Consider the following 26,738-nt stretch of genomic DNA (forward strand, 5'->3'; position numbering starts at 1 on the left):
AGCTTCTTGGCTTGTCCCCGAGAAGTGGATGCGCATTTTAGGGATTTATATCGCCCCGTCAACAACTATTTTCAATTTATTAAAAAAAGCTTCATGGATGTTCAAAAATAGTACAGATTTGGTGATTTATCAAAGTTTATAAACAAAAAAAGAGGAAAATATGCATTTTCCTCTTTTTTTAAATATATCTTATTTACGCTACAAATCTTCGGGTTGCTTGTCTTTTTTATCTACTTCTTGCTGCTTCGGAGAGTTTTCTGTTTTCTCAGTGTTAAATTCCGCATCTTGATCATCACCAACAACATGCTCTAATTTTAACTTTTTGACACTACGAATAGTTGTTATTGGTCCTGACGCCGCATATAAAACAAATATTGCGCTAAGTAGTTCAGCTGGACTTGCCGCAACAATAACAAAAACAAGTACAATGAGCAGCACAACGATAAAGTTAACTTTTCCTTTCCAGTCAACTTCTTTAAAACTGTTATACCTAAAGTTACTAACCATTAATAAACCAGCTGTTATGGTAATAAGCCCCATAATAAACCCAATATCATGGCCATTAATTTCATATTCAGTGCCTAACCAAACAAGGCTTGCTACCACACCAGCAGCAGCGGGGCTTGCTAAGCCTTGAAAGTATCTTTTGTCAGCAACGCCAACTTGAGTATTAAAACGAGCAAGTCGTAATGCTGCCGCTGCCACAAAAACAAATGCAGCTAGCCAACCAAACTTGCCCATGTCTGATAACGCCCAATTATAAGCAACAAGACCTGGCGCGATACCAAATGAAACCATATCGGCCATACTATCGTATTCGGCCCCAAATTCACTTTGAGTATTTGTCATTCTTGCAACACGGCCATCTAAACCATCAAAAATCATCGCGATGAAAATAGCAATTGCAGCACTTTCAAAATGTCCATTCATTGATGAAACAACAGCAAAGAATCCTGAGAACAGACCCGCTGTGGTTAATAAGTTAGGTAGTAAATAAATCCCACGATTTGGGCTGTTTGATACCTTTTTATTTTCTGCCATGTTATTCAATTGTCTCTTTTATTAAATTCGCGGTAATTTAACATATCTCAATATCTAGTCCTATAATTAATTGGTTGATTATAGGAATTCCCTTTAACGATTTGTCAGTAGCAGCAGAAGTTGATATAACCTGAACAAGCATAACACGCATGAAATGGAGTACAGTAGTAGGATGAAATTATTAGTATTAACAATATCGACAATGTTGTCGAGTACGCTCAGTTATGCGGACAATGTTACTGTATATCGATGGGTAGATAAAAATAACGTCGTGCATTTTAGCCAACATCAACCAGAGCATAATAATTACACGGAGCTATCATTAGCTGCAATTCCAAAGTCGGTAAGTACACCCAAAGTTTCGGATACAACTGTTCAAAAACCAAAGACTAAGACTACAAGTAATACAAAAGCTATTGAGAATGAAACGATAGATAAGTGTACTGAAGCAAAAGCCAATGTGCACACATTACAAAGTTATGACAATATCCAGTACACCGATGGAAATGGTGAACTTAAAGTGCTTTCAGCAACAGAAAAATCACAACAACTCGCCATAAATGAGAAGCAAGTCGAAGTTTACTGTGATATACCGTAAACCTCGACAACAGCTTTAACAGTTAAACGTCAACTGTTGATCTTTTACATCAATATTAACTCTCTGAACTCCGTCAAGTTCGTTCGCTAATATTTTATGTGCAAGTGGGTTTTCTATTGATTGTTGAATCGCCCTTTTTAAAGGTCTAGCACCAAACAACGGATCAAAACCCGCCTCTGAAATTAGCGATAAAGCCTGTTCAGATACTTCAAGGGTAATATCTCTTTGCGCTAATCGCGTTGCCAACCCTTCTAACTGAATACTTGCTATTTGTTTTATTTGTTCTGATTGTAATGGGTGGAAAACGACAGATTCATCAATACGATTAATAAACTCAGGTTTAAAATGTTGTCCTACTTCATTCATTACTAAAGTTTTCATTTCATTATATTGGCTTTCATTATTTAAACTTTGAATAATGTCAGAACCAATATTAGATGTCATGATGACAACAGTATTACGAAAATCAACCGTGCGTCCCTGTCCATCGGTTAAACGTCCATCATCTAATACTTGCAATAAAATGTTAAAAACATCTGGATGCGCTTTTTCAATTTCATCAAGTAGAATAACTGAATAAGGCTTTCTTCTAACAGCTTCAGTTAAATAGCCCCCTTCTTCATAACCAACATAACCTGGAGGAGCACCGACTAAACGTGCCACTGAATGCTTTTCCATGAATTCAGACATGTCAACACGTATCAATGCATCTTCACTGTCAAATAAAAAGTGCGCGACAGCTTTGGTCAACTCTGTTTTACCCACCCCGGTTGGCCCTAAAAATAAGAATGATCCTATTGGTTGATTAGGATCTGCTAAACCAGCTCTTGAACGCCTAATAGCATTTGAAACAGAGATAACTGCTTCTGACTGGCCAATCACACGCTTATGTAAGTCATCTTCCATGTGCAATAATTTATCACGCTCTTCTTCTAACATTTTGGCCACAGGTATACCTGTAGAGCGGCTTAACACATCAGCAATTTCTACATCAGTAACCTTATTTTTTAATAAACTCATTTCTTGCATTTCAGCTTGGGAAGCTAAATCAAGTTGCTTTTCTAAGTCTGGAATACGGCTATATTGCAATTCAGCCATTTTATTTAAATCGCCATTGCGTCTTGCTGAATCTAAATCAATTCTCGCCTGTTCTAAGTCAGCTTTTATCGCTTGTGTTCCATGAATAGCCGCTTTTTCAGAAGTCCACACTTCATCAAGTTCATGATATTTACTTTCAAAATCTACTAATTGCTCTTGAATTAGCGTTAAACGTTTTACGGTTGCATCATCACTTTCATCTTCCAACGATTTTGCTTCAAGCTTTAGTTGAATAATTTTTCTTTCCAGCCGATCAAGTTCTTCTGGTTTTGAATCCATTTGCAATCGTATGCTCGATGCTGATTCATCAATTAAATCAATCGCTTTATCTGGCAACTGGCGATCACTAATATAACGATGCGATAAACTCGCCGCGGCAACTATGGCAGGATCTGTGATTTCAACATTATGATGTAATTCATAACGCTCTTTTAAACCACGCAAGATTGCAATGGTGTCTTCAACGCTCGGTTCTTCCACTAATACTTTTTGAAAGCGGCGTTCTAAGGCAGCGTCTTTTTCAATATATTGACGGTATTCATCTAACGTAGTTGCGCCAACGCAATGTAACTCGCCACGCGCTAGCGCAGGTTTTAACATATTACCTGCATCCATTGCACCATCTGTTTTACCTGCGCCTACCATGGTATGCAATTCATCGATAAATAGGATGATTTGACCTTCTTCTTTCGCTAGATCATTGAGAACAGCTTTTAACCGCTCTTCAAATTCACCACGGTATTTTGCTCCAGCAACTAAGGCTCCCATGTCTAATGATAAAACACGCTTATTTTTTAAGCCTTCTGGTACTTCATGATCAACAATACGCTGTGCTAAACCTTCCACTATGGCAGTTTTACCCACTCCAGGTTGACCGATCAACACAGGGTTGTTTTTTGTTCGCCGTTGCAATACTTGTATAGTTCGACGTATTTCATCATCTCGACCGATAACAGGGTCTAATTTACCTTCTGTTGCACGAGCTGTTACATCTACGGTGTATTTTTCTAGCGCTTGCCTAACATCTTCGGCATTTTGGTCATTGACACTTTGCCCACCTCTGATATGCGTAATAGCATCTTTAATACGTTGCTCTGTCGCGCCTAAAGATTTAAGAATTTGACCAAGTTTACCTTTGTCTTCTAATGCAGCTAGCAAAAATATTTCTGATGATATGTATTGATCACCAAGTTTTTGTGCGTATTTGTCACACAAATTAAGAATGTTTGCCATTGCAGATGACAACTGTACATCACCTCCAGTACCTGACACCTGGGGCAACGAAGATATGACATCTTCAACTTGAGTTCGTAATGAGTAAATATCAATACCAGCACTTTTTAAAAGTGGAATTGTGCTGCTGTTATTTTGATTAAATAACGCGAGCATTAAATGAGAGGGCTCTATAAATTGATGATCTTTACCTAACGCAATCGATTGTGCGTCTGATATAGCCACTTGAAAAGTTTGGGTAAAACGGTCTAATCGCATATCAATACTCCTACTGCCATATTACTGGTCTTACAATTGTTTCTGATAATAAGTTATGGGCTTTTGAGTCTATTTCAAGTGCATACACATCAAGAAATAACGCTATAAAAACAAAAACTATAGAGAATCTATAGCTCTCATACTAATCAGCGGTTAATCGCAATAACAGAAACCATTCGACCCGTTCGACTATTTCTACGATATGAAAAGTATTTGTCAGTTTGTTGAAAGGTGCATTCGTCTAATATGTGAATATTCGTGACACCCTGCTTTTGTAATAAATGCTGGGCAATTAATGTTAAATCTGCATGCCAACGTTGTTGGTACTTTTTAAAACAAACAACTAGTTCGGCATCTATAGTCAAAAATGCCTCTCTTACTTCATCGCCGATTTCAAAAGCTGTTTGTCCAATACAAGGTCCAAACCATGCCTGTAAATCAGAGGTTGGGCTAGTTAATTCATTTAATGTATGTGCGATTATATTAGCAGCAAGCGGACGCCAACCAGCATGAATAGCCGCTATCTCTTTTCCAAACTTGTCACAAATTAAAATAGGGAGGCAATCAGCTGTCATGATTGCTAACGCAATATTTTTCTGGCGAGTTACCATCGCATCGGCAACAAATGGCTTATCACTGACAGAATTTATCGTGATAACTTTATTACCATGGACTTGTTCTAACCATTGGATTTGAGTTTGACTGTTAAAACACTCTGAGAGCATAGCTCTGTTTTTGAGAACTTGTTGGTAATCGTCATCAACATGTAAGGCAAGATTAAAACTATCGAATGGACTTCTACTTTGACAATTTATATCGGGAGAGAGTCGCGATGTTTGTATCGCGACAATATTTTCGATACCAAAATGAATACGGTCTATGGCTTTTTTAGTATTCGTCTCGTGCATTTAACTTAGTATCTTCTCTGAATATATCTGTTAACGCGACCATATCATCGGGGATATCGGCAGTCCACTTCATTAATTCCCCCGTAATCGGGTGATATAAAGACAACATTGCAGCATGTAAAGCCTGCCTTTTGAAGCTTCGTAACACAGAGCGTAGTTCTTCGGTAGCATTTTTAGGAGGACGTGGACGACCACCGTAAACAGGATCACCCACTAATGGGTGTGTTATATGCGCCATATGAACACGAATTTGATGCGTGCGCCCTGTCTCTAAACGAAGTCGTAAACGCGTATGTTCTCGGAACTTTTCCATCACACGGTAATGTGTTACTGAAGGTCTGCCTGATAAAGTAACGGCCATATGAGTACGCTTACTTGGATGTCTACCAATGGGTTCATCAACAACACCACCTGCTGTCATCACACCATTTGCTATGGCTTCATATTCTCGGGTGATCTCTCGTCTTTGCAATGCATCAACTAAACGCGTTTGTGCTTCAATGGTTTTTGCCACCACCATTAATCCAGTAGTATCTTTATCTAAACGGTGCACAATACCTGCACGCGGCACTACATCAACTTCTGGGCAATGATGAAGCAATGCATTAAGTATTGTGCCATCTGGATTACCAGCCCCCGGATGCACCACTAAATCAGCTGGTTTGTTGATCACTAAAATATCATCGTCTTCGTAAACAATGTTTAGCGGAATATTTTGTGCTTCAAAGCGTACTTCTGCTTCAATTTCGGTGTTAATGGCAATATTTTCTCCACCATACATTTTTTCTCTGGCTTTTGTTAACACTTCGCCGTTAACAGACACGTCACCAGCTAATATCCACTCTTTTAATCGAGATCTAGAATATTCAGGGAACATTTCTGCTAACGCTTGGTCAAATCGCTTGCCTAACAATGTGTCGGGAACGGTTTCTTGATGTTGAATTTTCTCAGCCATGAATTTCTCTGTGAATTAGCACTGTGCAAGGATAAAATGCTAGGTTAGAATGCATGATATTATTTTACCTGTTTGAAGTGATAATTACATTAAGTAATTAGCCTCATGTGGTATTTTTGTAATTAAAATTATTAAATAAAAGTAGTGATAACAAGGTCTATGGACAAATTGACAATTAAAACAGTATTTTTCGCCAGCTTTCTTTTTCTAGTAGGTTGTTCTTCTTCAGAGGTTTCAGAAATAGATAAAGTACCTGATAAATCAGCGCAAGCACTTTTTGTAGATGCTCGTGAAGCGCTCGATAATGGCCTTTATAAAAAAGCGATACAAATTTTATCCGCTATTGATTCGCGCTTCCCCTTTGGCCCAATATCACACCAAGTTCAATTAGATCTTATCTATGCTTACTACAAAAGTGGTGATGTTGCACAAGGTATAGCCTTAGCTGATAGGTTTCTTAAACTAAACCCTAATCATGCTAATGTTGATTATATTTATTACATGAGAGCATTGATAAACTTAACAACAGAAACAAATTTGTTTCAAGACATCGTTGGAATTGATCGTTCCGATAGAGATCCTACCGCATCAAGAAGTGCTTTTAGTGATTTAAAAACATTGATCACTGAATTTCCAGAAAGTAAATATGCCGCTGACGCAAGAAAGCGCATGATTGCAATTAAATCACGTTTAGCACAATACGAGTTAGCCGTTGCTAAATTTTATTTGAAACGCGAAGCATATGCTTCAGCAGCTAACCGTGGTCGATATATTATTGAATATTACTCGCCAAGTATTGAAGTAGAACAAGCATTAGAAATTATGGTTGAGTGCTACGATCAAATGGGCTTAGAAGACTTAAAAACAAATGCGATGCAAGTGTTAGCGGCTAATTACCCTGACAACTATTTAGTTAAATAAGTAGAAGGGCTAAAGGCCCTTTTACTTTAATGGTGCGAAGCAATTAAATTGCTTCCGCATCTTCCTCACCAGTTCTGATTCTGATCACGCGTTCAACATCAGTAATAAATATTTTACCGTCACCTATTTTACCTGTTTGCGCGGTTTCAATAATTGCTTCAACGCATCTTTCTACGTTTTCCGAAGCCACCACAATTTCAATTTTCGCTTTAGGAAGAAAATCGACCATATATTCAGCTCCTCGGTAAAGCTCAGTATGGCCTTTCTGCCGGCCAAAGCCTTTAACTTCTGATACAGTCATACCGGTAACACCTATTTCCCCAAGTGCTTCTCTGACATCATCTAACTTAAACGGCTTGATTATGGCTTCGATTTTTTTCATTTTCACTTCCATTGGATTGTCATCTACCTTTATTTTACACAATTGTTGCCATCTAACAAAAATAAACACAGTAAAATAATAGAATTTTTTGTTACACTTACCTCGTTTTTTTTATGAAGTAGTATCAATTGGGAAACAGAATGAATCCGAAAGACATCATCAACGAAATGAAAGTGTTACCGGTTATTGACGTGCAATTTGAAATTAACCGAAGAGTAAACTTTATTAAAAGCCAATTAATCAATTCAGGGTTAACGCATTTAGTATTGGGTATCAGTGGTGGTGTGGATTCTTCAACCTGTGGAAAACTAGCACAACTCGCCGTAGATGAGTTAAACACTGAAACGAACAAAAATTATCAATTTATTGCAGTACGTCTACCCTATGAAACTCAAGCGGATGAAGACGAAGCTCAATTAGCCCTCAATTTCATAAAACCTAGTCATTGTTTAACTGCAAATGTACAGCCTGGGGCTGAGGGTGTTCATCATGAAATTACCACAGCACTTAACTTAGCAGGTATTCTTGAAGCCAATGAACACGCTTTAGATTTTTCAAAAGGTAATGTTAAAGCCAGAATCCGTATGGTAATGCAATATCATATCGCTGGTATATTAGGCGGATTAGTTATCGGCACAGATCATTCTGCAGAAAATATCACCGGCTTTTTTACCAAATGGGGAGATGGAGCCTGCGATCTTGCTCCTTTATTCGGTCTTTCAAAACGCCAAGTTAGAGCGCTTGCAGAAAAGTTAGGCGCACCTGATGTGCTTATCCATAAGGCACCAACAGCTGATCTAGAGGATTTAAACCCAGGTAAGAAAGACGAAGATGCACTTGGAATAACATACGATCAACTTGACGACTTTTTAGAAGGCAGAACGGTTTCCACCCAAGTAAGTGAAAAAATTGTTAGTATTTACTTGAAAACACAACATAAAAGAGCTGCTATACCTACAATTTACGATAAATAATTGGCGTAAATTAACAGGTGCGCTATACCTTATTACGACTATTCACACTACAAGGATGTAGAAATGAACGTTCGTACTCAAGGGTTTTCTTTAATTGAGCTGCTTATCACAATTGCAATGCTGTGCGTGATCATCACAGTAGCTGTACCGAGTTTCTCTGATTTTATTATTCGTAACCGAGTTGATAATGAAATTTATCGACTATCTAAATTGCTGCAAGTTGCACGTAACTACGCGATACATTACGGCACCCCTGTAACAGTCTGCCCCTTAGACAATGGTCGTTGTGCTAACTCATGGTCAGAATCTTTAAGTGTTTTTACTGATAATAACAACAATAAGACCTTTGAACCTTCCTTAAATGAACAATTACTTGCCAGTAAACCTGAAGTTATTACTGGCGATAAAATAAAATATGCTCAAGGAAGAGTTGGCGTAACATATGGTCCTACGGGGCATTTAACCGGCTGGGGGCAAAACGGCACGTTTAAGTATTGCCCATTTCAACACTTTGATAAAGCACGCGGGATAATTGTGGCAACCTCTGGACGTATTTACCAAACCTTTCAATCTTCACTTGGAAAAGAGCAAACTCGTTCGTATCGATATCTTCAATGTAATTAATGAAAAAATAAAGGTTTTCAAGCAAAGCACCTTGTTTGAAACCTTTGTCTTACTACGGATTTTTTAATTCTCGCTACAAGTGCAAAAAATAATTTTTAATAACGAGCAAAAAGTTTTATTAGTATTTGGTTATTTAATAAACTAGCTGAATATCCAATTCAATGGTATAAATGAAGTAATGTGGCTTGAAGGAAAACGTAGTATGAAGCAACTAACTAAAACAGTGATGTCGAACAACTATAACGCCGGCTTTACCATGATAGAGTTATTAGTCACAGTAACCATACTTGGCATTGCATCAATCATTGCGATACCGGCGTTAAATCAATTTATCATCAAAAATAAAACTGACAATGAAGCAATTTCTTTACAACGCTTTGTATTAACAGCTCGAAACGCTGCCATCAATTCAGGTCAGCAAGTGACCATTTGCCCGTTAAATGCCGGCACTTGCACAAATGATTGGAGTAAAGATATTAGTATGTTTATTAATACCACAGATCCAAGTAAGTACGATGCAGCAGCGGAAACAATGGTAAAAGTAAAAGATCAAATATCATCAGGTGATAAGTTGCTTTTTAATGATGGTGCCACCCTTGTCTATTCCCCAACAGGTCGTTTAGTAAATGGAAGGAATATCTCCTTAACTTACTGCCCTAAAGATCACCACAGTATGGCCAGAGGAATTACTATCTCACTGTCAGGGCGAGCATATATTACACAAGACACTGATAATGATAATAAAGATGAAGATAGGGCTGGAAATGAGTTAAACTGTTAACTCATGTATTTAAGAAGTTTCTCGACAAATCCATGATGTTTAATAAAGCTAAGCAAATACGTTTTTTGCTTAGCTTTAAATACTACCGCATTATTTAACCTGTGACTTTTCTAAATGCCGAGCTCTCCCAGCTTTGAAAGCATCATCGTTAGGTAAACATTCAAACACTTTATGCACTGTACTAAATCCTTGTTTTCCTGATACACGAATATTTCTACCTGATAACCGATCAGCAAGTGATGATAATTGTTCCTCTTTAATCGTCACCTTATGAATGGTACGTTGACCACCTAATACTTCAACGTAACATTTAGCCAATATTTTATCGCTGACTAAGTTAGTACCCTCTTGCGCTAATGCACTAGATGAAACAATTAATGCAGTATAAAGACATAGCGTTTTTTTCATTTTGCCTCTCCTCGCATGCTATTTTTCCCAACAACCTGAAGTAGGAGTTTTAACACCTACCTCATTTATGGTCATTGTTTTACATGCAGTATCATTCATTTGAGTTGACTTCGCTGTTGCCGTTAAAACAAAAGTGTCACCAGCAACCGTTGCGTCAATGCTATAATTTCCATTTTCTGTGATAAAGGGATCCGCGCTCATTCCTAAGTCTGTCATGTCAGCAGTATAGGCTCTTGTATCAACGTAAACCTGCTCTTGTAGATTTGCTAATCTCAGCAACTCTCTTTGTCCTTCCGTTCGGTTACCTTGTAGGACAAAGTTATTGTATGATGGATAAGCGACTGCAGCTAAAATACCTATAATAGCGACCACCAACAGCAGTTCAATGATAGTAAAGCCATATATGTGCTTAACATATTTCCTCATTATTGTGCCTCTTCTATGTACAAATTAGTGCGCATGGTTTTTAACGTAAAACCTACTGGGATAATGCGTCTTCCCACAATAATATTTCCCGTAGTATCATCAACGGTATTCGGATCACCATCATCTTCCGGTACAACAATTAAAGTAGGGGAACCTAAAAACTGTTCACTAATATAAACTTTTCGTTTATCGCCATCGGTTATACCGTTTGGATTTTCTGCATCTGTCCATTGGTATACATGCGTACCCAGCGCTAAGTCAACTGCATAAAGCCAACCTTGACCGCCTGGTATTTTACACACACCACTGCTACTCGCAGCAGACGGTGGAATATATGACGTTAAATACGCCACGCCATTAATAACACTTGCTGATGAAGTACTTTTTTCACCAGAAATACTATCAAAATTTAAAAACCAACCTGATTTTTTACTCACGGCAACTTCTAGCGTTTCTTTCTGCTGAGTTGTCATCGTTTGATCAAACGGGTTATTGGTATAATCATACAAATCTGTTAGTAAAATTGGAGAGGGTTTTGCTGGCGTAGATGAAGAAGTAAAGGATTGTGAACGAATATATTCATCTTTAATCATGAAGAAAGTATCTTGTGTATCAACACCTAACGGATTAGAACGATCTCCAGAGCCAATCAATACCGCATCATACGGTTTTTCTTGACGTGAAATTACCGTTGATTGAACTCCATTTGCGTCAGTATGCTGCGTTTCTATTGTTTCTGAAATGAACGTGCGCGCTATCGATGGCTCATTAAAAAAGCGTCTATCAATCGCATTATCTACACCGTTTCCACCAAGTGACGCCAGTTTAAAAAACGTCCAAGGCTCAGTTGTATCCTGAGGGTTACCACTCGGCATATCAACCCGCCATAAATCACCACCAGTATCACCAAAATAAAGTCTATCAGCTAAGCCATTACCATCACTATCTAAAGTAGCAATAGAAGAAGGGATACTATGATCGCCAGTAAAGGCAGTAGTACCGCCGCTTGGTGCAAGACTCCACTTTAAGCTGCCAGTTTTGGCATCAACCATATAAACTGCTCGGCCGACACCATCAGCAAGTCCTGCACCTTTAGCATCCTTAGCCGTATCATAACCACCACCAAAAATAACAACTGGCGACGCTACAGCAGTAGCGCCTGAACCAGAAGTGTTTATTTCAGAGTGGGTTACTTTCGGTTGCGACCATGATTGACCTAATTCTGAAAAACCAGGAGTGTTACTATCAATATGCCACATTAATTGAGGGGATGAAGGAGAAGTAACATCTAATGCATAATATGATGTGCCGCCACGACGTAGTCCAAAAAACACCCAAACTTTATCGTTACCGTTAACGATTCCGTCTCCGTTAGCATCTTTAATATAAGGCGTTAAATTGCCATCAATACCGTAAACTTTATCCCCGCCGGCAAAGTTATCGCGAAGTGCTTTAATATTGTTAAAAAACTCATTAGGCATAAATGCCCAAGATTCTGAGACCACATCAGAAGAGGTATTATCTTCAAACATGTGTAATACACCCGCATTAGTACCAATTAAAATACGAATGCTATTACCATAATTAATCACTAAGGGTTTAGAGTGTAAAGGATCCGCAAACACATCGTAACGCATATCATTTTTTAACGAATCTTTATCTTCATCGTCAACATCAATGCCTTTATGCCAATCAAGATAAGAATCTATATCAGCTTCTGCAACCCCTAACTCAGCAGCTAATGTTGCAGCGCTGCCATAAAAGTTTTCAACATTTGAACGATTAAAAGCTGTTAAGCTACTACCTGTACCTACATTACTATACAAGGTTCTAGAATTAACATTCCTTAGCATTTCAGCAACACCACCCTCAGCCACTTTAACACCATCTTTAGCGCCTGATGGTGACCAAAAGCTCGTGACAGTATCAGAAAAGTGCCCTGTTGAGTCATTTAATGCTGGCACTCCGCCTTGCCCAACTTGCTTTCCATTTAGCACTTTATATTTTTTAACATTACCTTGCCACCTTGGCGAATTCTGTGGTTCAAACATTGCGTAGTAGACTGCATTGAGTGTTTCGGTGCGATCAAAATTATTCGCCGCAACAGACGCTGATGTTAAACTCTCATTACTCGGCTCTAACTGTTCAAAAATAGACGTTAATGCACTGGTTAACTGAGTGTGATTATCGGCATAAAAATATTCGCCTCCCCCTTGTCTTGCTGTTTCCTTGAGAAGAGATTCTGCACTAGAGGCACCATCAGAAAACCCAATGGTAAATGTTGTTGCTTTTTGTATGCCGTCTAAATTCAAATTAATATCTTGATTTTGCATCCACCCTGCTAACGAGGCTAAATAACTTCCTGCATAAGTGCCGCCACTAAAGTTAACCGTATTTCCATCAGCATCTTTTGAGGTAAACGCCCTAATTTTACTGTTTGCGCCTGAATCATAAGTAGGTTCACCATCCGTGATTAAAATAACATACACATTACTATTACATTTTCTCACCGGTGTTTGGTATTTACCGTTGCTGACAACGCTGCTATCCATGGGTGGCTTATTCTTTTTATAACTACCTCTATTTTCATCAGCGTCGCCGAAATCTACATTTTTGCCTGAAAAATATAACGATGCTTCATAGAGACTTTCACAAAGTGGTGTCCAAGTTTGAGGAGAAAGTTTATTTTCAATGATATCCAATAAGGCCGTTTTATTCGCCGCCGTTGATTCTTTAATGCCAAAGACAACACGCCCCCCATTAGGATCGTTTGAGCTGTTGCCATCATTATAGTTAAAAATTTCTAAACCAAAATCCACAGACGGAGCTGATCTAATAACACTACTGATACTATTAACCGCTTGATCTAAACGAGACATCAACGTTTGATTCTGTGAGGCATTGTGATGCCAGCGCAAAAAATTGTCTGTGTAAAGCGTAACAAGTTGTCCGTTCCACTCAACATTAGAATCAGCAACATCGCCAGTATGATAAATTGGGTTTTGTCTGGTACCTAGACTATCTACAGGATAACCTTGTGGAATTGATGCAATATTATTGGGATTTTGCGCAGTCACATCATCCTCACAATCAATTACCTCGATATTTGCACCATTGCTATCTGGAATTTCTTCCCAAGTACCATTATTCCCCCTTCTTTCATATTCACGAACTCTACCGGTATAAAAACCATTTGAAGCCAGTATATCAGCAGCAGTCTTGCAACTATTAATTGAATCTAAGAAGCGTCTTGACTCACTAGGGCTATCAGGTACAGGCATCGCAGTTCCATCAACGCCACCCTTCCTAAAATAAATAAACTTACTTGATAAAGAGTTAAGACCACCAACCGCAGGATACGTTACTGATGGATCGTACGGAGCGGTAACGGTATCTTCCGTTCTCATACTGCCTGAATTATCAAGAATGATCAGCACTTGTGGCCTACTTGATAAGGCTTTTACCGTATCACTTATATATAATTCAATATCTTCACTAAATGATACGCTTGAAACCACGCAAGCTACCACTAACAAGATGAGTTTTTTCATAATTTTCCCCAAAAGGTCATCTATCTAAGTAACTGTTGCGACACACCAGAGTTGACGCGTACAGTACTATTGTTCCCTCGACCATAATTTCGATTTACTTGGACATTTAATACGTTACAAGTAAACACCTGAACCGAAGAAGCAGATCTAGAGTGGGGGCAATCTGCTTCCAGTTTAAATTCGTTATTCGTAATATCAACACTTGCTGTTGCTGCTGTTTTCGTATTTGGCAATAACTCTCCTTGGTTAGCATTTGGAAAGTTATTATCAGCGATTGTTCGGGCAAATACGTTTGTATTCCCTGGTAACAGCTGATTGTAAATCACTTCATCTATCGCGCTAACGCCTGCTTGCGTTGCTACCATTTTTTCTTCACTAGCACCTGACATTTTCACATCCGAAGTAGTATTTTGCATTAATGCAGCAACAACAGCAGTCAGTGAAATTAAAAAAACCAAAGAAACAATTAACACAACACCTTGTTGCTTTGATGGTAATGACTTTGGCTTTATAGCGATTACCGTGGCCATGAATCTACCCTCGCATTAAATAATGTTACCGTCGAAGTAAACAATAAACGTCTAAAGTTATCGTTGGGAGTTACCTGAATATCACCTAAGGTGTAAGTGTTATCATTAGTATAATCATTATCAGGGGAAATACTTCTTGCTAGTACATAAATTTTAACGGAAATAATGCTGTTACTCCCTGACCTATCCCAATCATTTTGACTCATATTTCCAGCTGATAAGAAGTTATTCACAATACCGTCATTATCTGTGTCTAACCCATACATAAAACGAATATATTCAATACCATCAATGATTGGAGCAAAAGACATGGTGGTTGTTAAACGGCCCTGCATCAACACTGGCACGTCATACCCACCTTGGGCTTGCTCAGTCACATAATAAACATGATGTTGATATTGCCAAATCTTAGCATTATCAATAGTAGGAATAGCTGCATTACCTAAAAATATTTCACCATCGTTTATATTGGTAATAAGATAATAATTATTAGGATTCACTTGAGCAGGTAACACTTCGTCAGAAATAACACGTTTTAATTGCAATATATCAGAACCAATAAATGCTGGAGCGCTGGCAGCAAAGCAACCAAGAGGGTCGGCAGTTGCCGCAGTTTGGCCCCATAACGTTCTAAAATGACCAGCTGCTGCAGGGAAGGTGCCGTTATTCACACCTTCTCCAACACATTCATTTGCCGGTGCACCCGGCGCTTGGCCATTTAAAGCAGAGATATTTAGCGTGCCGGTATAGTCGCCCCAAAAATCTTGTCTGAGTAGATCTTCTGTTAATAAACTTATCGCGAAACGGCCATTCTCTTGTAGCTCACCGTAACTTGATGTTTCTTCCGAAGTAACCCTCATACCAACAAAAATGGAAAGCACACCTGCAAGAAGCAGAAGTCCGATAGCCATAGAAACAAGCAATTCAACAATGGTGTACCCCTGTTGATTCTTTTGGTTAATACGTATTGCTTGTGTAAGAGTTATCATCAATTTATAAATGCCTCAACAACAACTTGGCGTCGTTTATCACTAGCAGCACCACAGTTATTAACCTTTTGACCATCAACCGTAGACACTCGTCCTTGCCAAGTCACGACAACTTGCACCGCATTTGCATTATGGCTAACGCAACCGCGTGCGCCTATTAAACCACCACGGCGATCACCGCCAGACATTACATCAGCTCCCATTAGCGCTAATTCCCATTCATAAATGTCATTCGTTGCCATCTGCGCAGCTGTACAAGGTGCTCCTTGAATATTGCAACGGTTCGCGGGAACAGCATTTAATGCAACGCCATAATCGTTACTCTCATAGGTTGCTAGTGCGGTAGGATCATTACTGCGCATACGTTCTAACATATCTTGAGCAAGTGATGAAGCTAACGAACGCTGCATCGCATCAAAACTACTTTTCTTTACCGTCGCTTGCATGGCAACTGCGCCTAACAGCCCAACGAGTAGTAAAAATAACGCTATAAGCACTTCAATAAACGTCATACCTTGATGGCGATTCGTTTGACGAATGTTACGCATCGGCACGTCCTCTCAACAAGCAAAAAGGAAATAGGTATGAAAATAAAAGGCGAGTAGAAACAGCAAAATAACCGTAATTATTTTGCAAAACATATGTGGGGGAATATGTGTTAAACATCACAAACGTGAACCGCATTAACCCATACCTTACTTCTTAACAGCAAAAAACTATCCTTAATTATCATTAAGCGTAGCTACTTGCTTTACTATCATCTAATAGAAAAGTGAGCAGCCGACAATCTAGTTCAACCGCTCAACTTTTAGCCTGTTTAAAGACTAGCGCAATTCGACAGGAACCGCAAATACAGTATTTTCTTCACGGCCTGGAAATTCAATAACTTCTCTCCCACCATGACTTTTTAATTTATCAATAACTTGTTTTACCAATACTTCAGGCGCTGAAGCACCTGCAGTTACACCGATAGCTTTGACATTATCTAACCAAGCAGTTTCAATGTTTTCTGCGGCGTCAATTAGAAAAGATCGCGTTCCAATTTTCTCAGCAAGCTCTCTTAGACGGTTTGAGTTAGAGCTATTTTTAGCACCAACGACTAATAGAAGATCCACCTCACTCGCAATAGCTCTAACAGCATCTTGACGATTTTGAGTAGCATAACAAATATCGTCTTTGCGTGGCCCTTCTATATCAGGAAATTTTGCTCTTAACGCGTCTATTACATCACTGGTATCGTCTACTGAAAGTGTGGTTTGGCTGCAATAATAAAGTTGCTTAGGATTATTTACCGTTAACGATGCTACATCTGCGGCAGATTCAACCAAATATATACCGCCCTCTGCACTTTCGTATTGCCCCATCGTACCTTCAACTTCTGGATGACCAGCATGACCGATAAGCACGCATTCAACACCTTTGCGGCTAGCTCGTGAAACTTCCATATGAACTTTAGTTACCAATGGGCAAGTTGCATCAAATACTTTTAAGCCACGGTTTTTAGCTTCTTCGCGAACCGCTTTTGAAACGCCATGAGCACTAAAAATAACGGTAGCGTCATCTGGTACCTCGTGCAGTTCATCGACGAATCTAGCACCTCGTTTTTTTAAACCATTGACGACAAATTTATTATGAACAACTTCGTGTCTTACATAAATAGGGGCGTCGAATAAATCTAGCGCACGATCAACAATACTAATGGCACGATCTACACCTGCACAAAAACCACGTGGATTAGCTAAAACAATTTCCATTAAGCATCTCCTGATAAAATGTCGACAACATCAATAACAAAAGTAACCGCTTGTCCTGCAAGCGGGTGATTAAAATCAACGGTAACTGAACTACCCGACACATCTGTGATCATACCTGGTAATTCAATACCACCAGGCTGCGTAAAGGTAACAATATTCCCCACTTGAGCAGGTGCATCTGATGAAAACTTATTAATATCAACATAATGAATATTATCAGGGTTTGTTTCGCCAAAACTATCAACCGCTTGTAAGGTAAATTCTTTTGACTCACCCTTTTGTAAACCTAAAAGCTGGGCTTCAAATGCCGGTGAAATACTTTCATCACCCATAATTATTTTGGCAGGTTTATTATGTACTTTTGTACTATCAGCCGCTGAACCATCAGCAAGTTTCATGGTGATATGTACAATTACATGAGAATCAGATTTTATAACTTCTGTCATTTTTAAGCCTTTGCTGAATGTTTACGTTGTTTTTCCTGCGAAAATGAATCCCAGATCATTAAAGCTGCACCAATAAAAATTACTGAATCAGCAATATTAAACGTAGGCCAACGATATCCTTGTAAATGAAAGTCCAAAAAGTCGATAACATAGCCAAATAAAGCCCTATCAATTAAATTACCCAATGCACCACTTAGCATAAGCGCTAGTGCTATAGCGAGTTTCTGTTGTTGTTTAGGTACCCTGAATAACCAAACAAAAAATATCACACTTGCGATAACAGCAATAGCAGTAAAAAACCAACGTTGCCACCCTCCCTGGTCAGCTAAAAAACTAAAAGCTGCTCCAGTGTTTTGCGCGTAGGTAATATTAAAAAAGGGTAGTACTTCTATCGACTGATACAAGTTCATTGTATTAACAACCCAATACTTGCTAACTTGGTCAGCAAGCAAAAAAATTAATGTTAACCATAACCATTTTAAGTTTGAATGTTGGCTCATTTTTTTCATGAAAACTTCTCATTTCAGATACACAAAATGCTCAGTTACCTAAGCTAACTGAGCATTTAATCAATACAACCAATTCGCTAATTAAGCAAATTGACGTGTTTCACCTTCGCCATCTACGTTGGTAACACAGCGACCACATAAATCATCGTAGGCATCATCAGAACCAACATCATCAGTATAATGCCAACAACGCTCACACTTGGTTCCAGAACTGCTAGCAATGCTGATCCACAGCCCATCAATTTCTGTACTTTGTGCATTACTGGGTTGTTCTGTGACCTCTTCAACCGAAGCTCCTGATGTGATCAATACAAACCTGAGCTCATCTTTTAACGTTTGTAATTGTTTAGCAAGTTGCGGACTTGCATATAACGTTACACTTGCTTCTAGACCTTTACCGATTGTTTTCTCTTTACGTGCTACTTCAATCGCTTTATTTACTTCACCACGAACTTGTAAAATAGTACGCCAAAAATCGTCGTTAAAGGCACTAGCGTCATCAACATTAGCTAAACCATCAAACCACACATCAGTAAAAACAAACTCACCTCTTTCTCCAGATACTGGAGCAGGTAGTGCTTGCCAAATTTCTTGTGCTGTAAACGATAAAATAGGTGCCATCCAACGTGTCATGGCTTCAGCAATAATATACATTGCAGTTTGGCATGAGCGACGCGCCACACTGTCGGCTTTTGCCGTATATTGGCGATCTTTAATAATATCCAAATAAAAGCCACCTAACTCTGTGGTACAGAAATTCATTAATTTATGTACCACGTTATGGAATTCATAATTATCGTAAGCTGCGACAATCTCAGTTTGCAGTTCAGCTGCTTTCGCTAATACCCATCTATCAAGTTCTACCATTTCACTTGGTGAAACTGAGTGTTTCGCAGGTTCAAAGCCATTAATATTCGCTAATAGAAAACGTGAAGTATTACGAATACGTCGATATGCATCTGCTTGACGATTAAAAATCTCTTGAGATACTGTGATTTCTTGAGTGTAGTTAACAGATGCTACCCATAAACGTAGGATATCTGCACCAAGTTTATTAGTAATTTCAGAAGGCGTAATCACATTACCAAGTGACTTAGACATTTTTCGACCATTTACATCAACAGTAAAACCATGTGTTAATACTTGCGAATATGGCGCTTTACCGTGCATTGCAACACTAGACATCATAGAAGACATAAACCAACCACGGTGTTGATCTGACCCCTCTAAGTATAGATCTGCAGCTTTCGTAAACTCTTCTCGAGCATCAACTACAGTATAATGAGTAACCCCAGAGTCAAACCAAACATCTAAGGTATCTGGTACTTTAACGTACTCTTGTGCATCGTCACCAATCAGTTCTTTAGCTTCTAAATCGAACCATGCTTGAATACCTTCTTTTTCAACACGCTTTGCAACATCTTCAATCAGCTCTATGCTACGGGGATGTAATGCGCCAGTGTCTTTATGAATAAACAAAGCAATTGGGACACCCCAAGTTCTTTGACGCGAGACACACCAATCTGGTCGGCCTTCGACCATGCCTTTAATGCGTTCTTCGCCCCACTCTGGGATCCATTGTGTTTTTTTAATTTCTTTTAACGAATCTTGACGTAAACCTTTTTTATCCATGCTGATAAACCACTGTGGTGTTGCACGGAAGATAATAGGTGTTTTATGTCGCCAGCAATGAGGATATGAATGTTCATAAGCATGATGATGCATCAATGCACCCTTTTCATTCAATAAATCAACAATACCAGCGTTTGCTTTAAAGACATGTTGTCCAGCAACAATCGGCGTACCTTCAATGAAAACACCATTAGCGCCAACTGGATTATAAATTTCTAAATCATATTTTTTGCTGACATTGAAATCATCAACACCATGACCACCTGCTGTATGCACACAGCCAGTACCAGAGTCAGTAGTAACATGGTCACCGCAAATAACAGGTACGCTAATATCATTAAACGGGTGTTGAAGTTGAACATGCTCTAACGCTTCGCCGTTACAAAATCCTAGTGCATGGTATTTTTCAATGCCAAAACGATCAACACATTCAGCGACCAGTTCAGAGGCTAAAATTAGGCGAAAGCTTTTCCCCTCTTTTTCACATTGTACTAGTGAGTATTCAACGTCAGGGTGTACAGAGATTGCTCGGTTTGCCGGTAATGTCCATGGTGTAGTTGTCCAAATAACCACTGAAATATTTCCTTCACCAACTTTGCCTTCAGGGTGTGAAAACTTATCGGCAACTGAAGTGTCAAGCACATCAAATTTCACATCAATCGCAGGTGATTGTTTATCTTGGTACTCAACCTCAGCTTCAGCTAATGCTGAACCACAGTCTGTACACCAATGAACAGGTTTAAAGCCTTGTTGTAAGTGGCCATTTTCAGCAATTTTACCTAACGCTCGAATGATATTCGCTTCAGTATCGAAGTTCATGGTTAAATACGGTTTATCCCAATCACCAAAAACACCTAAGCGTTTAAAGTCTTCTCGCTGACCGTCTACTTGTTTGATTGCGTATTCACGACACTTTTGACGAAACTCTGCCGCAGATACTTTATGGCCAGGTTTACCAACTTTTTTCTCTACCATTAACTCAATAGGTAACCCATGGCAATCCCAGCCAGGTACGTATGGAGAGTCAAAGTCAGATAAGGTTTTTGCTTTGATAATGATATCTTTAAGAATTTTATTAACAGCATGGCCTAAATGAATATTCCCATTAGCGTATGGAGGGCCGTCATGCAAAATAAATGATTTTTTACCCTTCTTAGCTGCGCGAATTTTGCTATAAAGATCTTTGTTTGCCCAATCCTTTAGCATTTGCGGTTCACGATTTGCCATATTACCTTTCATAGGAAAGCTTGTAGCAGGCAAATTCAGGGTATGTTTGTAGTCACTCATTTATTGTTTATCCATTAATAATCAATTACTGCTAAAATTTTATGTCGCCCCAAAAAAGCTTCGGGCTTGTTCACTATCTATCTGTATTTGGTCTTTTAATTGTGCTAATGAAGAAAATCGCTGTTCTTTTCTTAAACTTTTCATCAAGACAACTTCAATTGATTGACCATAAATATCTTGTTCAAAATCAAAAATATGTACTTCAAGCTGTTGTCGAATTCCGTTAACACTTGGCCTTGAGCCAATATTGGCCACACCGGTAAACTCACTGCCATTGATCCGTACTTTTACCGCATATACGCCAGACACAGGAGAAACTCGTCTTTTCAAATGCACATTAGCGGTTGGAAAACCCAACGTTCTTCCGCGTTTATCACCATGAAATACGCGGCCGATAATTGAGTATTCGCGGCCTAGCATTTTTTCAGCTTCTGATAATGCATCTTGCTGCAAAGCTTCACGTATAGCAGTACTACTTATTCGGCAATCTTCTAATTTAAAACTTGCTGTATCTGATACACCAAAGCCAAATTGCTTACCAGCTTTGCACAGCATCTTAAAATCACCCGTGCGCCCTTTGCCAAATCTAAAGTCATCACCAATAATTAAATGGTTAATGTTTAACTGCTCAACGAGTAGATGCTCAATAAAAGATTCCGCTGATATATTGGCAAATTTGGCATTAAAATTCACACATAGCAAGCGTTTAACACCATGCTTTTTCAATAACGCATATTTGTCTCTTAACCGTGTTAATCTCGCTGGTGCATTTTCAGGCGAAAATAATTCTTGTGGTTGAGGTTCAAACACCATTACAACAGGCACAGCATTTAAAGTTTTGGCTTTTTCAACCAACGCTTTTATTACTCGTTGGTGTCCAAGATGAACACCGTCAAAGTTTCCAATGGTTAACACACTGCCTTGTTCGCTTTCTTGGTTCGCTAACTGAATGTTATGGATCCCACGAATTAATCGCATTAAAAATGTTAACCTTTTATTGAAAGTATCTAAAACGAGTCTCAATCGACGCAGTACTCGCCAATCAAATTAAAAAATCGACGAATTATAGCTTAGTCAACTAGAAGAATCAGCCCATTATTAATGATTTTTTTCTACTTGTTGTTGTACCGTAAAATCAGCAAACCTTACGCCGAATAAATACGCACAGGCAAAATAGCAAATAACGCCAGAAAATATACATTTACAAAGCATGATGATTTTGGCTGTTAAAGACAAAGTTAACCAATAATCAAAGTTAGGCGATAATAGATAAACCACATAAGCCATAACTAACGACGCTAATACCAAGCGTAAGATGAACATCTTCACCTGCTTAGACAATTGATAAACTTGTTGTGCTTTCAAACCTTGGTAAAGCCAGTAAGCATTTAATGTTGCAGATAACGTGGTTGCTATTGCTAATCCTACATAGCCAAAGAACGGCGCTAACATAATATTAAACGCCATATTTGCCACCATCGCTTTAATCCCAATTTTCACAGGAGTTTTCGTATCTTGTCTCGCGTAATACCCAGGCGCTAATATTTTAATAAACATAAAACTAACTAACCCTGATAAATACGCATAGAGCGCAAAAGATACTTGATACACTTCAACTTGCGTAAATTCTCCACGCATAAACAAAATCATAATGATCGGTTGCGCAAGCACCATTAAACCAACCAACGCAGGCCAGCCTAATAAATTAATAATTTTGATCCCCCAATCTAAAGTATCGGAGAATTCTTGCACACTTTTTTTCGTATGTAAGCGGGCAAGGCTAGGCAAAATAACCGTGGCGATACCAATACCAAATAGCCCTAGTGGAAACTCTAATAAGCGATCAGCGTAATATAAAAAGCTGACAGCTCCTGTTTCTAATAGGCTGGCAATTTGGGTATCCAATAACAAATTAATTTGGGTAACCGATACCCCAAACAAAGCAGGCGCCATTAACTTTCTTATTTTAGTGACGCCTTCATGTGCCCATCCCCATTTAGGCATGGTTAACGCCCCTGCTTTATACAAAAACGGAATTTGGAAAATAAATTGAGCAAAACCACCTAAAAATACACCCCATGCAAGCGCATACTCTGGGTTGGTAAAATAATCACGACCCAAGGTTGCCATCGATATAATTGCAACGTTTAACAATACAGGCGTAAAAGAGGAAACGGCAAATTTTCCATAGGCATTTAAAATAGCACCAGAAAGTGCCGTAAAACTAACAAACCATAAATAGGGAAAAGTGATTTTTAATAAATCAGACGCTAAGTCAAATTTTTCACTACCTGAGTCTTGTACATGTTCGACATAAAAACCAGGGCCAAACAGCATGACAATAAAAGGCGAAGCTATCATGCCAATCAAGGTTACTAAGGTAACAATGACCCCCAAAGTTCCAGACACTTTAGCGATAAGCTCACGTGTTTTTTGAGTATTATTATCAATGTCTTTATGGTGGTATTCGCTGAGTACAGGTACAAATGATTGTGCGAAGGCTCCTTCAGCAAAGAGCCTCCTTAAAAAGTTAGGAATTTTATTTGCAAAGAAAAAAGCATCAGCCGTTGCGCCTGCTCCCATTATACTCGCAATGACAACGTCACGTACTAACCCTAATACCCTTGATATTAAGGTCATTGCACTCACAATAATGCCTGATTTTACTAACTTACGGCTCAACTACTTTCCTTGAACTAGCTGTCGATGAAACTATTAGCTCATAATTATGCGTTGTTTACTACAATGAACACAAGGTCATATTAAGGCAAAACAAATATTTACTCGACGTTCCTTACTATAGAACGTACAAAAGCATTAAATATGTAGGTTAACATCTACTAAAAAACGCCTAATATTCGCCTATTGTTCAAAAGATGAAATTTGAATATTTCGCTTTAAAATGACTAAATCACACCTTTAAATGGTCATACATTAACCAATCACGTATAATCTTACGCATTAGACCGAAAAACATTTGACTTTGTGCTTAAAAAAAGGCATATTTCGACGCCTTAAATTTAGGCTATATTTGATATCATTTTTTAGGAGTTCACCTTGGCTAACTCAAAGCAAGCTAAGAAGCGCGCAGTACAATCTGAAAAGCGCCGTCAACACAATGCAAGTCGTCGTTCAATGATGCGCACTTTAGTAAAAAAAGTAATCGCTGCCATTGAAGCCGGTGACAAAGACACAGCAACAAAAGAATTTGCAGCTGTTTCACCAATTTTAGACCGTTACGCAAGTAAAGGTTTAATTCATAAGAACAAAGCTGCTCGTAACAAGAGCCGTTTAAATGCAAGAATTAAAGCACTTTAATTTGTTCTGTGGCATGATTTGAAAAACCGGCTAACGCCGGTTTTTTTTCGTCTTTTTTTAACTCAATTCATTGATTGATAATAATACTATGCCGCCTAAGAAAGTGATCGCTTAGCGAGAATTTAAAGGTTTAAAAGCACAGGTTAGTTGTTCCCGATCTAACCTAGGTACCTACATCCATGTAGACAAGGCATTGATTGCAGAGAATAGTTATTCAGGAGGATCTGCTCCTGCATTATCTAATAAGCTACACCCCTATAGCGTAATGATTAAAATCAATAACGTAGCATATCAGCGTTCTTTTAGTAAAAATTTAAAGACGTAGAGGCAAGGCATTAGTTGCCAATTGATAAAAATTTCTCTAGTCTCTTGAACATCTGTTTCAATAGGCTAAAAAATAATGAAAAAATCAATACTGGCTTGCACAATTATACTTGCTTCTTCTGTGTTATTAACCGCATGTAACGAACAAGCAGAACCACAAAAGAACGCACCAATTCGACAGCTTACCGAATCTTATCAAGGTAAACTCAATATTTATAAAGATGTCACACTTTCTGCTGATCTCTCTCATTTGAGCGAAAAACAACATAAAATGTTAGCACTATTAATTGAAGCGTCAGATATTATTGATCAACTTTTTTGGCAACAAGCATTCAGTGAGAACAAAACTCAATTCTTAAACTCAATTGAGAATAAACAAGCAAAAACGTTTGCTTCCATCAACTACGGCCCTTGGGACCGAATGAATGGCGACACTCCTTTTCTGCAAGATATTAAACAAAAATCATTGGGCGCAGAGTTTTATCCGCACGATATGAGCAAAGAAGAATTTGAGCAAGCAAATTTTGAAGACAAAACAGGGTTATATTCACTAGTGAGAAGAAATGAGCAAGGAGAACTAATCGCTATTGCTTACTCTGAAGCTTACCACGATGAACTACAACGTATCGCCGCAATTTTACAAAAAGCTGCAACATTTGCTGAAGATAAAGATTTTGCCAAATACCTGACTATGCGTGCTGAAGCATTATTAACAGATGATTACCAACCATCAGACTTTGCATGGATGGATATGAAAAATAATCCTATTGATGTTGTGATTGGCCCTATCGAGACTTATGAAGATCAACTTTATGGCTATCGTGCAGCATTTGAATCATACGTGCTCATTAAAGACATGGCATGGAGTGAAAAGCTAGCGAAGTATGCTGAATACCTGCCAGAGTTACAAAAAGGCTTACCCGTAAGTAAAAAATACCGCAAAGAAATGCCCGGTACAGATGCTGACTTAAACGCATATGAAGTAATTTATGCCACAGGGCATGCTAATGCTGGCGGCAAAACAATTGCCATTAATTTACCTAATGATGAGCAAGTTCAACTTGAAAAAGGCACTCGACGCCTGCAACTTAAAAATGCTATGCGTGCAAAATACGACGCCATTATGGAGCCTATTGCCGAAGTATTAATTGTACCAGAGCAAAGGAAACACGTTACTTTCACTGCTTTTTTTGCAAACACGATGTTTCATGAAGTTGCCCATGGTCTTGGTATTAAGAATACTATAAATAACAAGGGAACAGTACGACAAGCACTTAAAGAACATGCATCGGCATTAGAAGAAGGCAAAGCCGATATTCTAGGGTTGTATATGGTTCGTCAACTGCTCGAGAAGAAAGTGATCACTGAAGGTGAGCTAGAGGACTACTACACCACTTTTTTAGCTGGGATATTCCGCTCAGTGCGTTTTGGTGCAAGTTCAGCACATGGTAAAGCCAATATGGTACGCTTTAATTATTTCGCTGAACAAGGTGCGTTTACTCGAAATGAAAAAGGCTTGTATCAAGTGAATTATCAAAAGATGACTGAAGCGATTAATAGCCTTTCCACATTGATATTAACACTACAAGGCACAGGTGATTACGAAGGGGTTGATAACCTAGTAAAACAGTCAGGCATTATTACCGAGCAATTGAGCCAAGATCTTGCACGTTTAAATCAAGCAAATATTCCTGTTGATATCACTTATCAGCAAGGGAAGAAACAATTGGGATTACACTAATAAGTAAATGAGGTATACACATGTGTATACCTCAGCTTTACTGCTAGCGT

The 26,738-nt window shown here is 38.6% G+C and carries 24 protein-coding genes; 7 read left to right on the forward strand and 17 right to left on the reverse strand.

Annotated features, from left to right (window positions below):
- Positions 1–198 precede the first annotated feature (198 nt).
- Complete coding sequence (gene pssA, locus Q4489_RS12335) at positions 199–1,041, reverse strand: CDP-diacylglycerol--serine O-phosphatidyltransferase (protein WP_303480822.1); 843 nt, start codon at positions 1,039–1,041, stop codon at positions 199–201.
- A 172-nt stretch (positions 1,042–1,213) separates the two neighbouring features.
- On the opposite strand from pssA, the gene Q4489_RS12340 reads away from it, so the two are divergent.
- A complete protein-coding gene (locus Q4489_RS12340) occupies positions 1,214–1,639 on the forward strand; it encodes a DUF4124 domain-containing protein (protein ID WP_303480824.1) in 426 nt (141 codons plus the stop codon).
- 15 nt (positions 1,640–1,654) lie between these two features.
- Here the strand turns inward: Q4489_RS12340 and clpB are convergent, their stop codons facing one another.
- The 3 genes from clpB to rluD all read right to left on the reverse strand — a co-directional run bounded on the left by clpB (position 1,655) and on the right by rluD (position 6,091).
- The gene (gene clpB / locus Q4489_RS12345) at positions 1,655–4,228 is read right to left on the reverse strand and encodes an ATP-dependent chaperone ClpB (RefSeq protein ID WP_303480826.1); all 2,574 of its coding nucleotides are present in this window, start codon (positions 4,226–4,228) and stop codon (positions 1,655–1,657) included.
- A gap of 146 nt (positions 4,229–4,374) precedes the next feature.
- Positions 4,375–5,136, reverse strand: coding sequence for a peptidoglycan editing factor PgeF (pgeF, locus tag Q4489_RS12350; protein WP_303480828.1), 762 nt, complete (start codon positions 5,134–5,136; stop codon positions 4,375–4,377).
- Entirely contained in the window at positions 5,117–6,091 is a 975-nt protein-coding gene (gene rluD, locus Q4489_RS12355; RefSeq protein ID WP_303480830.1) for a 23S rRNA pseudouridine(1911/1915/1917) synthase RluD, read from the reverse strand. Before rluD ends, pgeF begins: the two co-directional genes overlap by 20 nt.
- Positions 6,092–6,250: 159 nt before the next feature.
- On the opposite strand from rluD, the gene Q4489_RS12360 reads away from it, so the two are divergent.
- Positions 6,251–7,012 carry an outer membrane protein assembly factor BamD gene (locus Q4489_RS12360; protein ID WP_303480832.1) on the forward strand — a complete coding sequence of 254 codons (762 nt, stop codon included), beginning with the start codon at positions 6,251–6,253 and terminating at the stop codon, positions 7,010–7,012.
- 43 nt (positions 7,013–7,055) lie between these two features.
- Here Q4489_RS12360 and glnB read toward each other — a convergent pair whose 3' ends face one another.
- Entirely contained in the window at positions 7,056–7,394 is a 339-nt protein-coding gene (glnB, locus tag Q4489_RS12365) for a nitrogen regulatory protein P-II (protein WP_074499028.1), read from the reverse strand.
- Positions 7,395–7,534: 140 nt separating this feature from the next.
- Here glnB and nadE point away from each other — a divergent pair, with 140 nt between their 5' ends.
- The 3 genes from nadE to Q4489_RS12380 all read left to right on the forward strand — a co-directional run bounded on the left by nadE (position 7,535) and on the right by Q4489_RS12380 (position 9,773).
- Positions 7,535–8,368 carry an ammonia-dependent NAD(+) synthetase gene (nadE, locus tag Q4489_RS12370; protein ID WP_303480835.1) on the forward strand — a complete coding sequence of 278 codons (834 nt, stop codon included), beginning with the start codon at positions 7,535–7,537 and terminating at the stop codon, positions 8,366–8,368.
- 63 nt (positions 8,369–8,431) lie between these two features.
- Positions 8,432–8,992, forward strand: a complete 561-nt coding sequence (locus Q4489_RS12375; protein ID WP_303480837.1) for a GspH/FimT family pseudopilin — start codon at positions 8,432–8,434, stop codon at positions 8,990–8,992.
- A gap of 202 nt (positions 8,993–9,194) precedes the next feature.
- On the forward strand, positions 9,195–9,773 hold the full coding sequence (locus tag Q4489_RS12380; RefSeq protein WP_303480839.1) for a GspH/FimT family pseudopilin: 579 nt from the start codon (positions 9,195–9,197) through the stop codon (positions 9,771–9,773).
- Between the two features lie 90 nt (positions 9,774–9,863).
- On the opposite strand, the gene Q4489_RS12385 is transcribed toward Q4489_RS12380, so the two are convergent.
- The 12 genes from Q4489_RS12385 to murJ form a co-directional block, all read right to left on the reverse strand.
- Positions 9,864–10,181: a TapY2 family type IVa secretion system protein gene (locus tag Q4489_RS12385; RefSeq protein ID WP_303480840.1), complete on the reverse strand. Its 318-nt coding sequence runs from the start codon at positions 10,179–10,181 to the stop codon at positions 9,864–9,866.
- Positions 10,182–10,199: 18 nt separating this feature from the next.
- Complete coding sequence (locus Q4489_RS12390; RefSeq protein ID WP_303480841.1) at positions 10,200–10,607, reverse strand: type IV pilin protein; 408 nt, start codon at positions 10,605–10,607, stop codon at positions 10,200–10,202.
- The gene (locus tag Q4489_RS12395) at positions 10,607–14,158 is read right to left on the reverse strand and encodes a pilus assembly protein (RefSeq protein ID WP_303480844.1); all 3,552 of its coding nucleotides are present in this window, start codon (positions 14,156–14,158) and stop codon (positions 10,607–10,609) included. The genes Q4489_RS12390 and Q4489_RS12395 overlap by 1 nt, the downstream gene beginning before the upstream one ends.
- Positions 14,159–14,178: 20 nt before the next feature.
- The gene (locus Q4489_RS12400) at positions 14,179–14,688 is read right to left on the reverse strand and encodes a pilus assembly PilX N-terminal domain-containing protein (protein ID WP_303480846.1); all 510 of its coding nucleotides are present in this window, start codon (positions 14,686–14,688) and stop codon (positions 14,179–14,181) included.
- On the reverse strand, positions 14,676–15,677 hold the full coding sequence (locus Q4489_RS12405; RefSeq protein ID WP_303480847.1) for a PilW family protein: 1,002 nt from the start codon (positions 15,675–15,677) through the stop codon (positions 14,676–14,678). Before Q4489_RS12405 ends, Q4489_RS12400 begins: the two co-directional genes overlap by 13 nt.
- Positions 15,677–16,225, reverse strand: coding sequence for a type IV pilus modification protein PilV (gene pilV / locus Q4489_RS12410; protein WP_303480848.1), 549 nt, complete (start codon positions 16,223–16,225; stop codon positions 15,677–15,679). The genes Q4489_RS12405 and pilV overlap by 1 nt, the downstream gene beginning before the upstream one ends.
- Positions 16,226–16,501: 276 nt before the next feature.
- Positions 16,502–17,431 carry a 4-hydroxy-3-methylbut-2-enyl diphosphate reductase gene (gene ispH / locus Q4489_RS12415; RefSeq protein ID WP_303480850.1) on the reverse strand — a complete coding sequence of 310 codons (930 nt, stop codon included), beginning with the start codon at positions 17,429–17,431 and terminating at the stop codon, positions 16,502–16,504.
- Entirely contained in the window at positions 17,431–17,877 is a 447-nt protein-coding gene (gene fkpB, locus Q4489_RS12420; RefSeq protein WP_303480852.1) for an FKBP-type peptidyl-prolyl cis-trans isomerase, read from the reverse strand. Before fkpB ends, ispH begins: the two co-directional genes overlap by 1 nt.
- 2 nt (positions 17,878–17,879) lie before the next feature.
- Positions 17,880–18,386: a signal peptidase II gene (lspA, locus tag Q4489_RS12425; RefSeq protein ID WP_303480854.1), complete on the reverse strand. Its 507-nt coding sequence runs from the start codon at positions 18,384–18,386 to the stop codon at positions 17,880–17,882.
- A gap of 81 nt (positions 18,387–18,467) precedes the next feature.
- Positions 18,468–21,305, reverse strand: a complete 2,838-nt coding sequence (ileS, locus tag Q4489_RS12430; RefSeq protein ID WP_303480856.1) for an isoleucine--tRNA ligase — start codon at positions 21,303–21,305, stop codon at positions 18,468–18,470.
- A gap of 39 nt (positions 21,306–21,344) precedes the next feature.
- A complete protein-coding gene (gene ribF, locus Q4489_RS12435) occupies positions 21,345–22,283 on the reverse strand; it encodes a bifunctional riboflavin kinase/FAD synthetase (RefSeq protein ID WP_303480858.1) in 939 nt (312 codons plus the stop codon).
- 120 nt (positions 22,284–22,403) lie between these two features.
- Positions 22,404–23,987: a murein biosynthesis integral membrane protein MurJ gene (gene murJ / locus Q4489_RS12440; RefSeq protein WP_303480860.1), complete on the reverse strand. Its 1,584-nt coding sequence runs from the start codon at positions 23,985–23,987 to the stop codon at positions 22,404–22,406.
- A gap of 375 nt (positions 23,988–24,362) precedes the next feature.
- Between murJ and rpsT the strand changes: the two genes are divergently transcribed.
- Together rpsT and Q4489_RS12450 are read left to right on the forward strand one after the other, a co-directional pair.
- A complete protein-coding gene (rpsT, locus tag Q4489_RS12445) occupies positions 24,363–24,623 on the forward strand; it encodes a 30S ribosomal protein S20 (protein WP_074499044.1) in 261 nt (86 codons plus the stop codon).
- Between the two features lie 400 nt (positions 24,624–25,023).
- Complete coding sequence (locus tag Q4489_RS12450; RefSeq protein ID WP_303480862.1) at positions 25,024–26,688, forward strand: Zn-dependent hydrolase; 1,665 nt, start codon at positions 25,024–25,026, stop codon at positions 26,686–26,688.
- The last annotated feature ends 50 nt before the right edge of the window (positions 26,689–26,738 follow it).

This window comes from Thalassotalea sp. 1_MG-2023 (genome assembly GCF_030546745.1).
In the GTDB taxonomy this organism is placed as follows: domain Bacteria; phylum Pseudomonadota; class Gammaproteobacteria; order Enterobacterales; family Alteromonadaceae; genus Thalassotalea_C.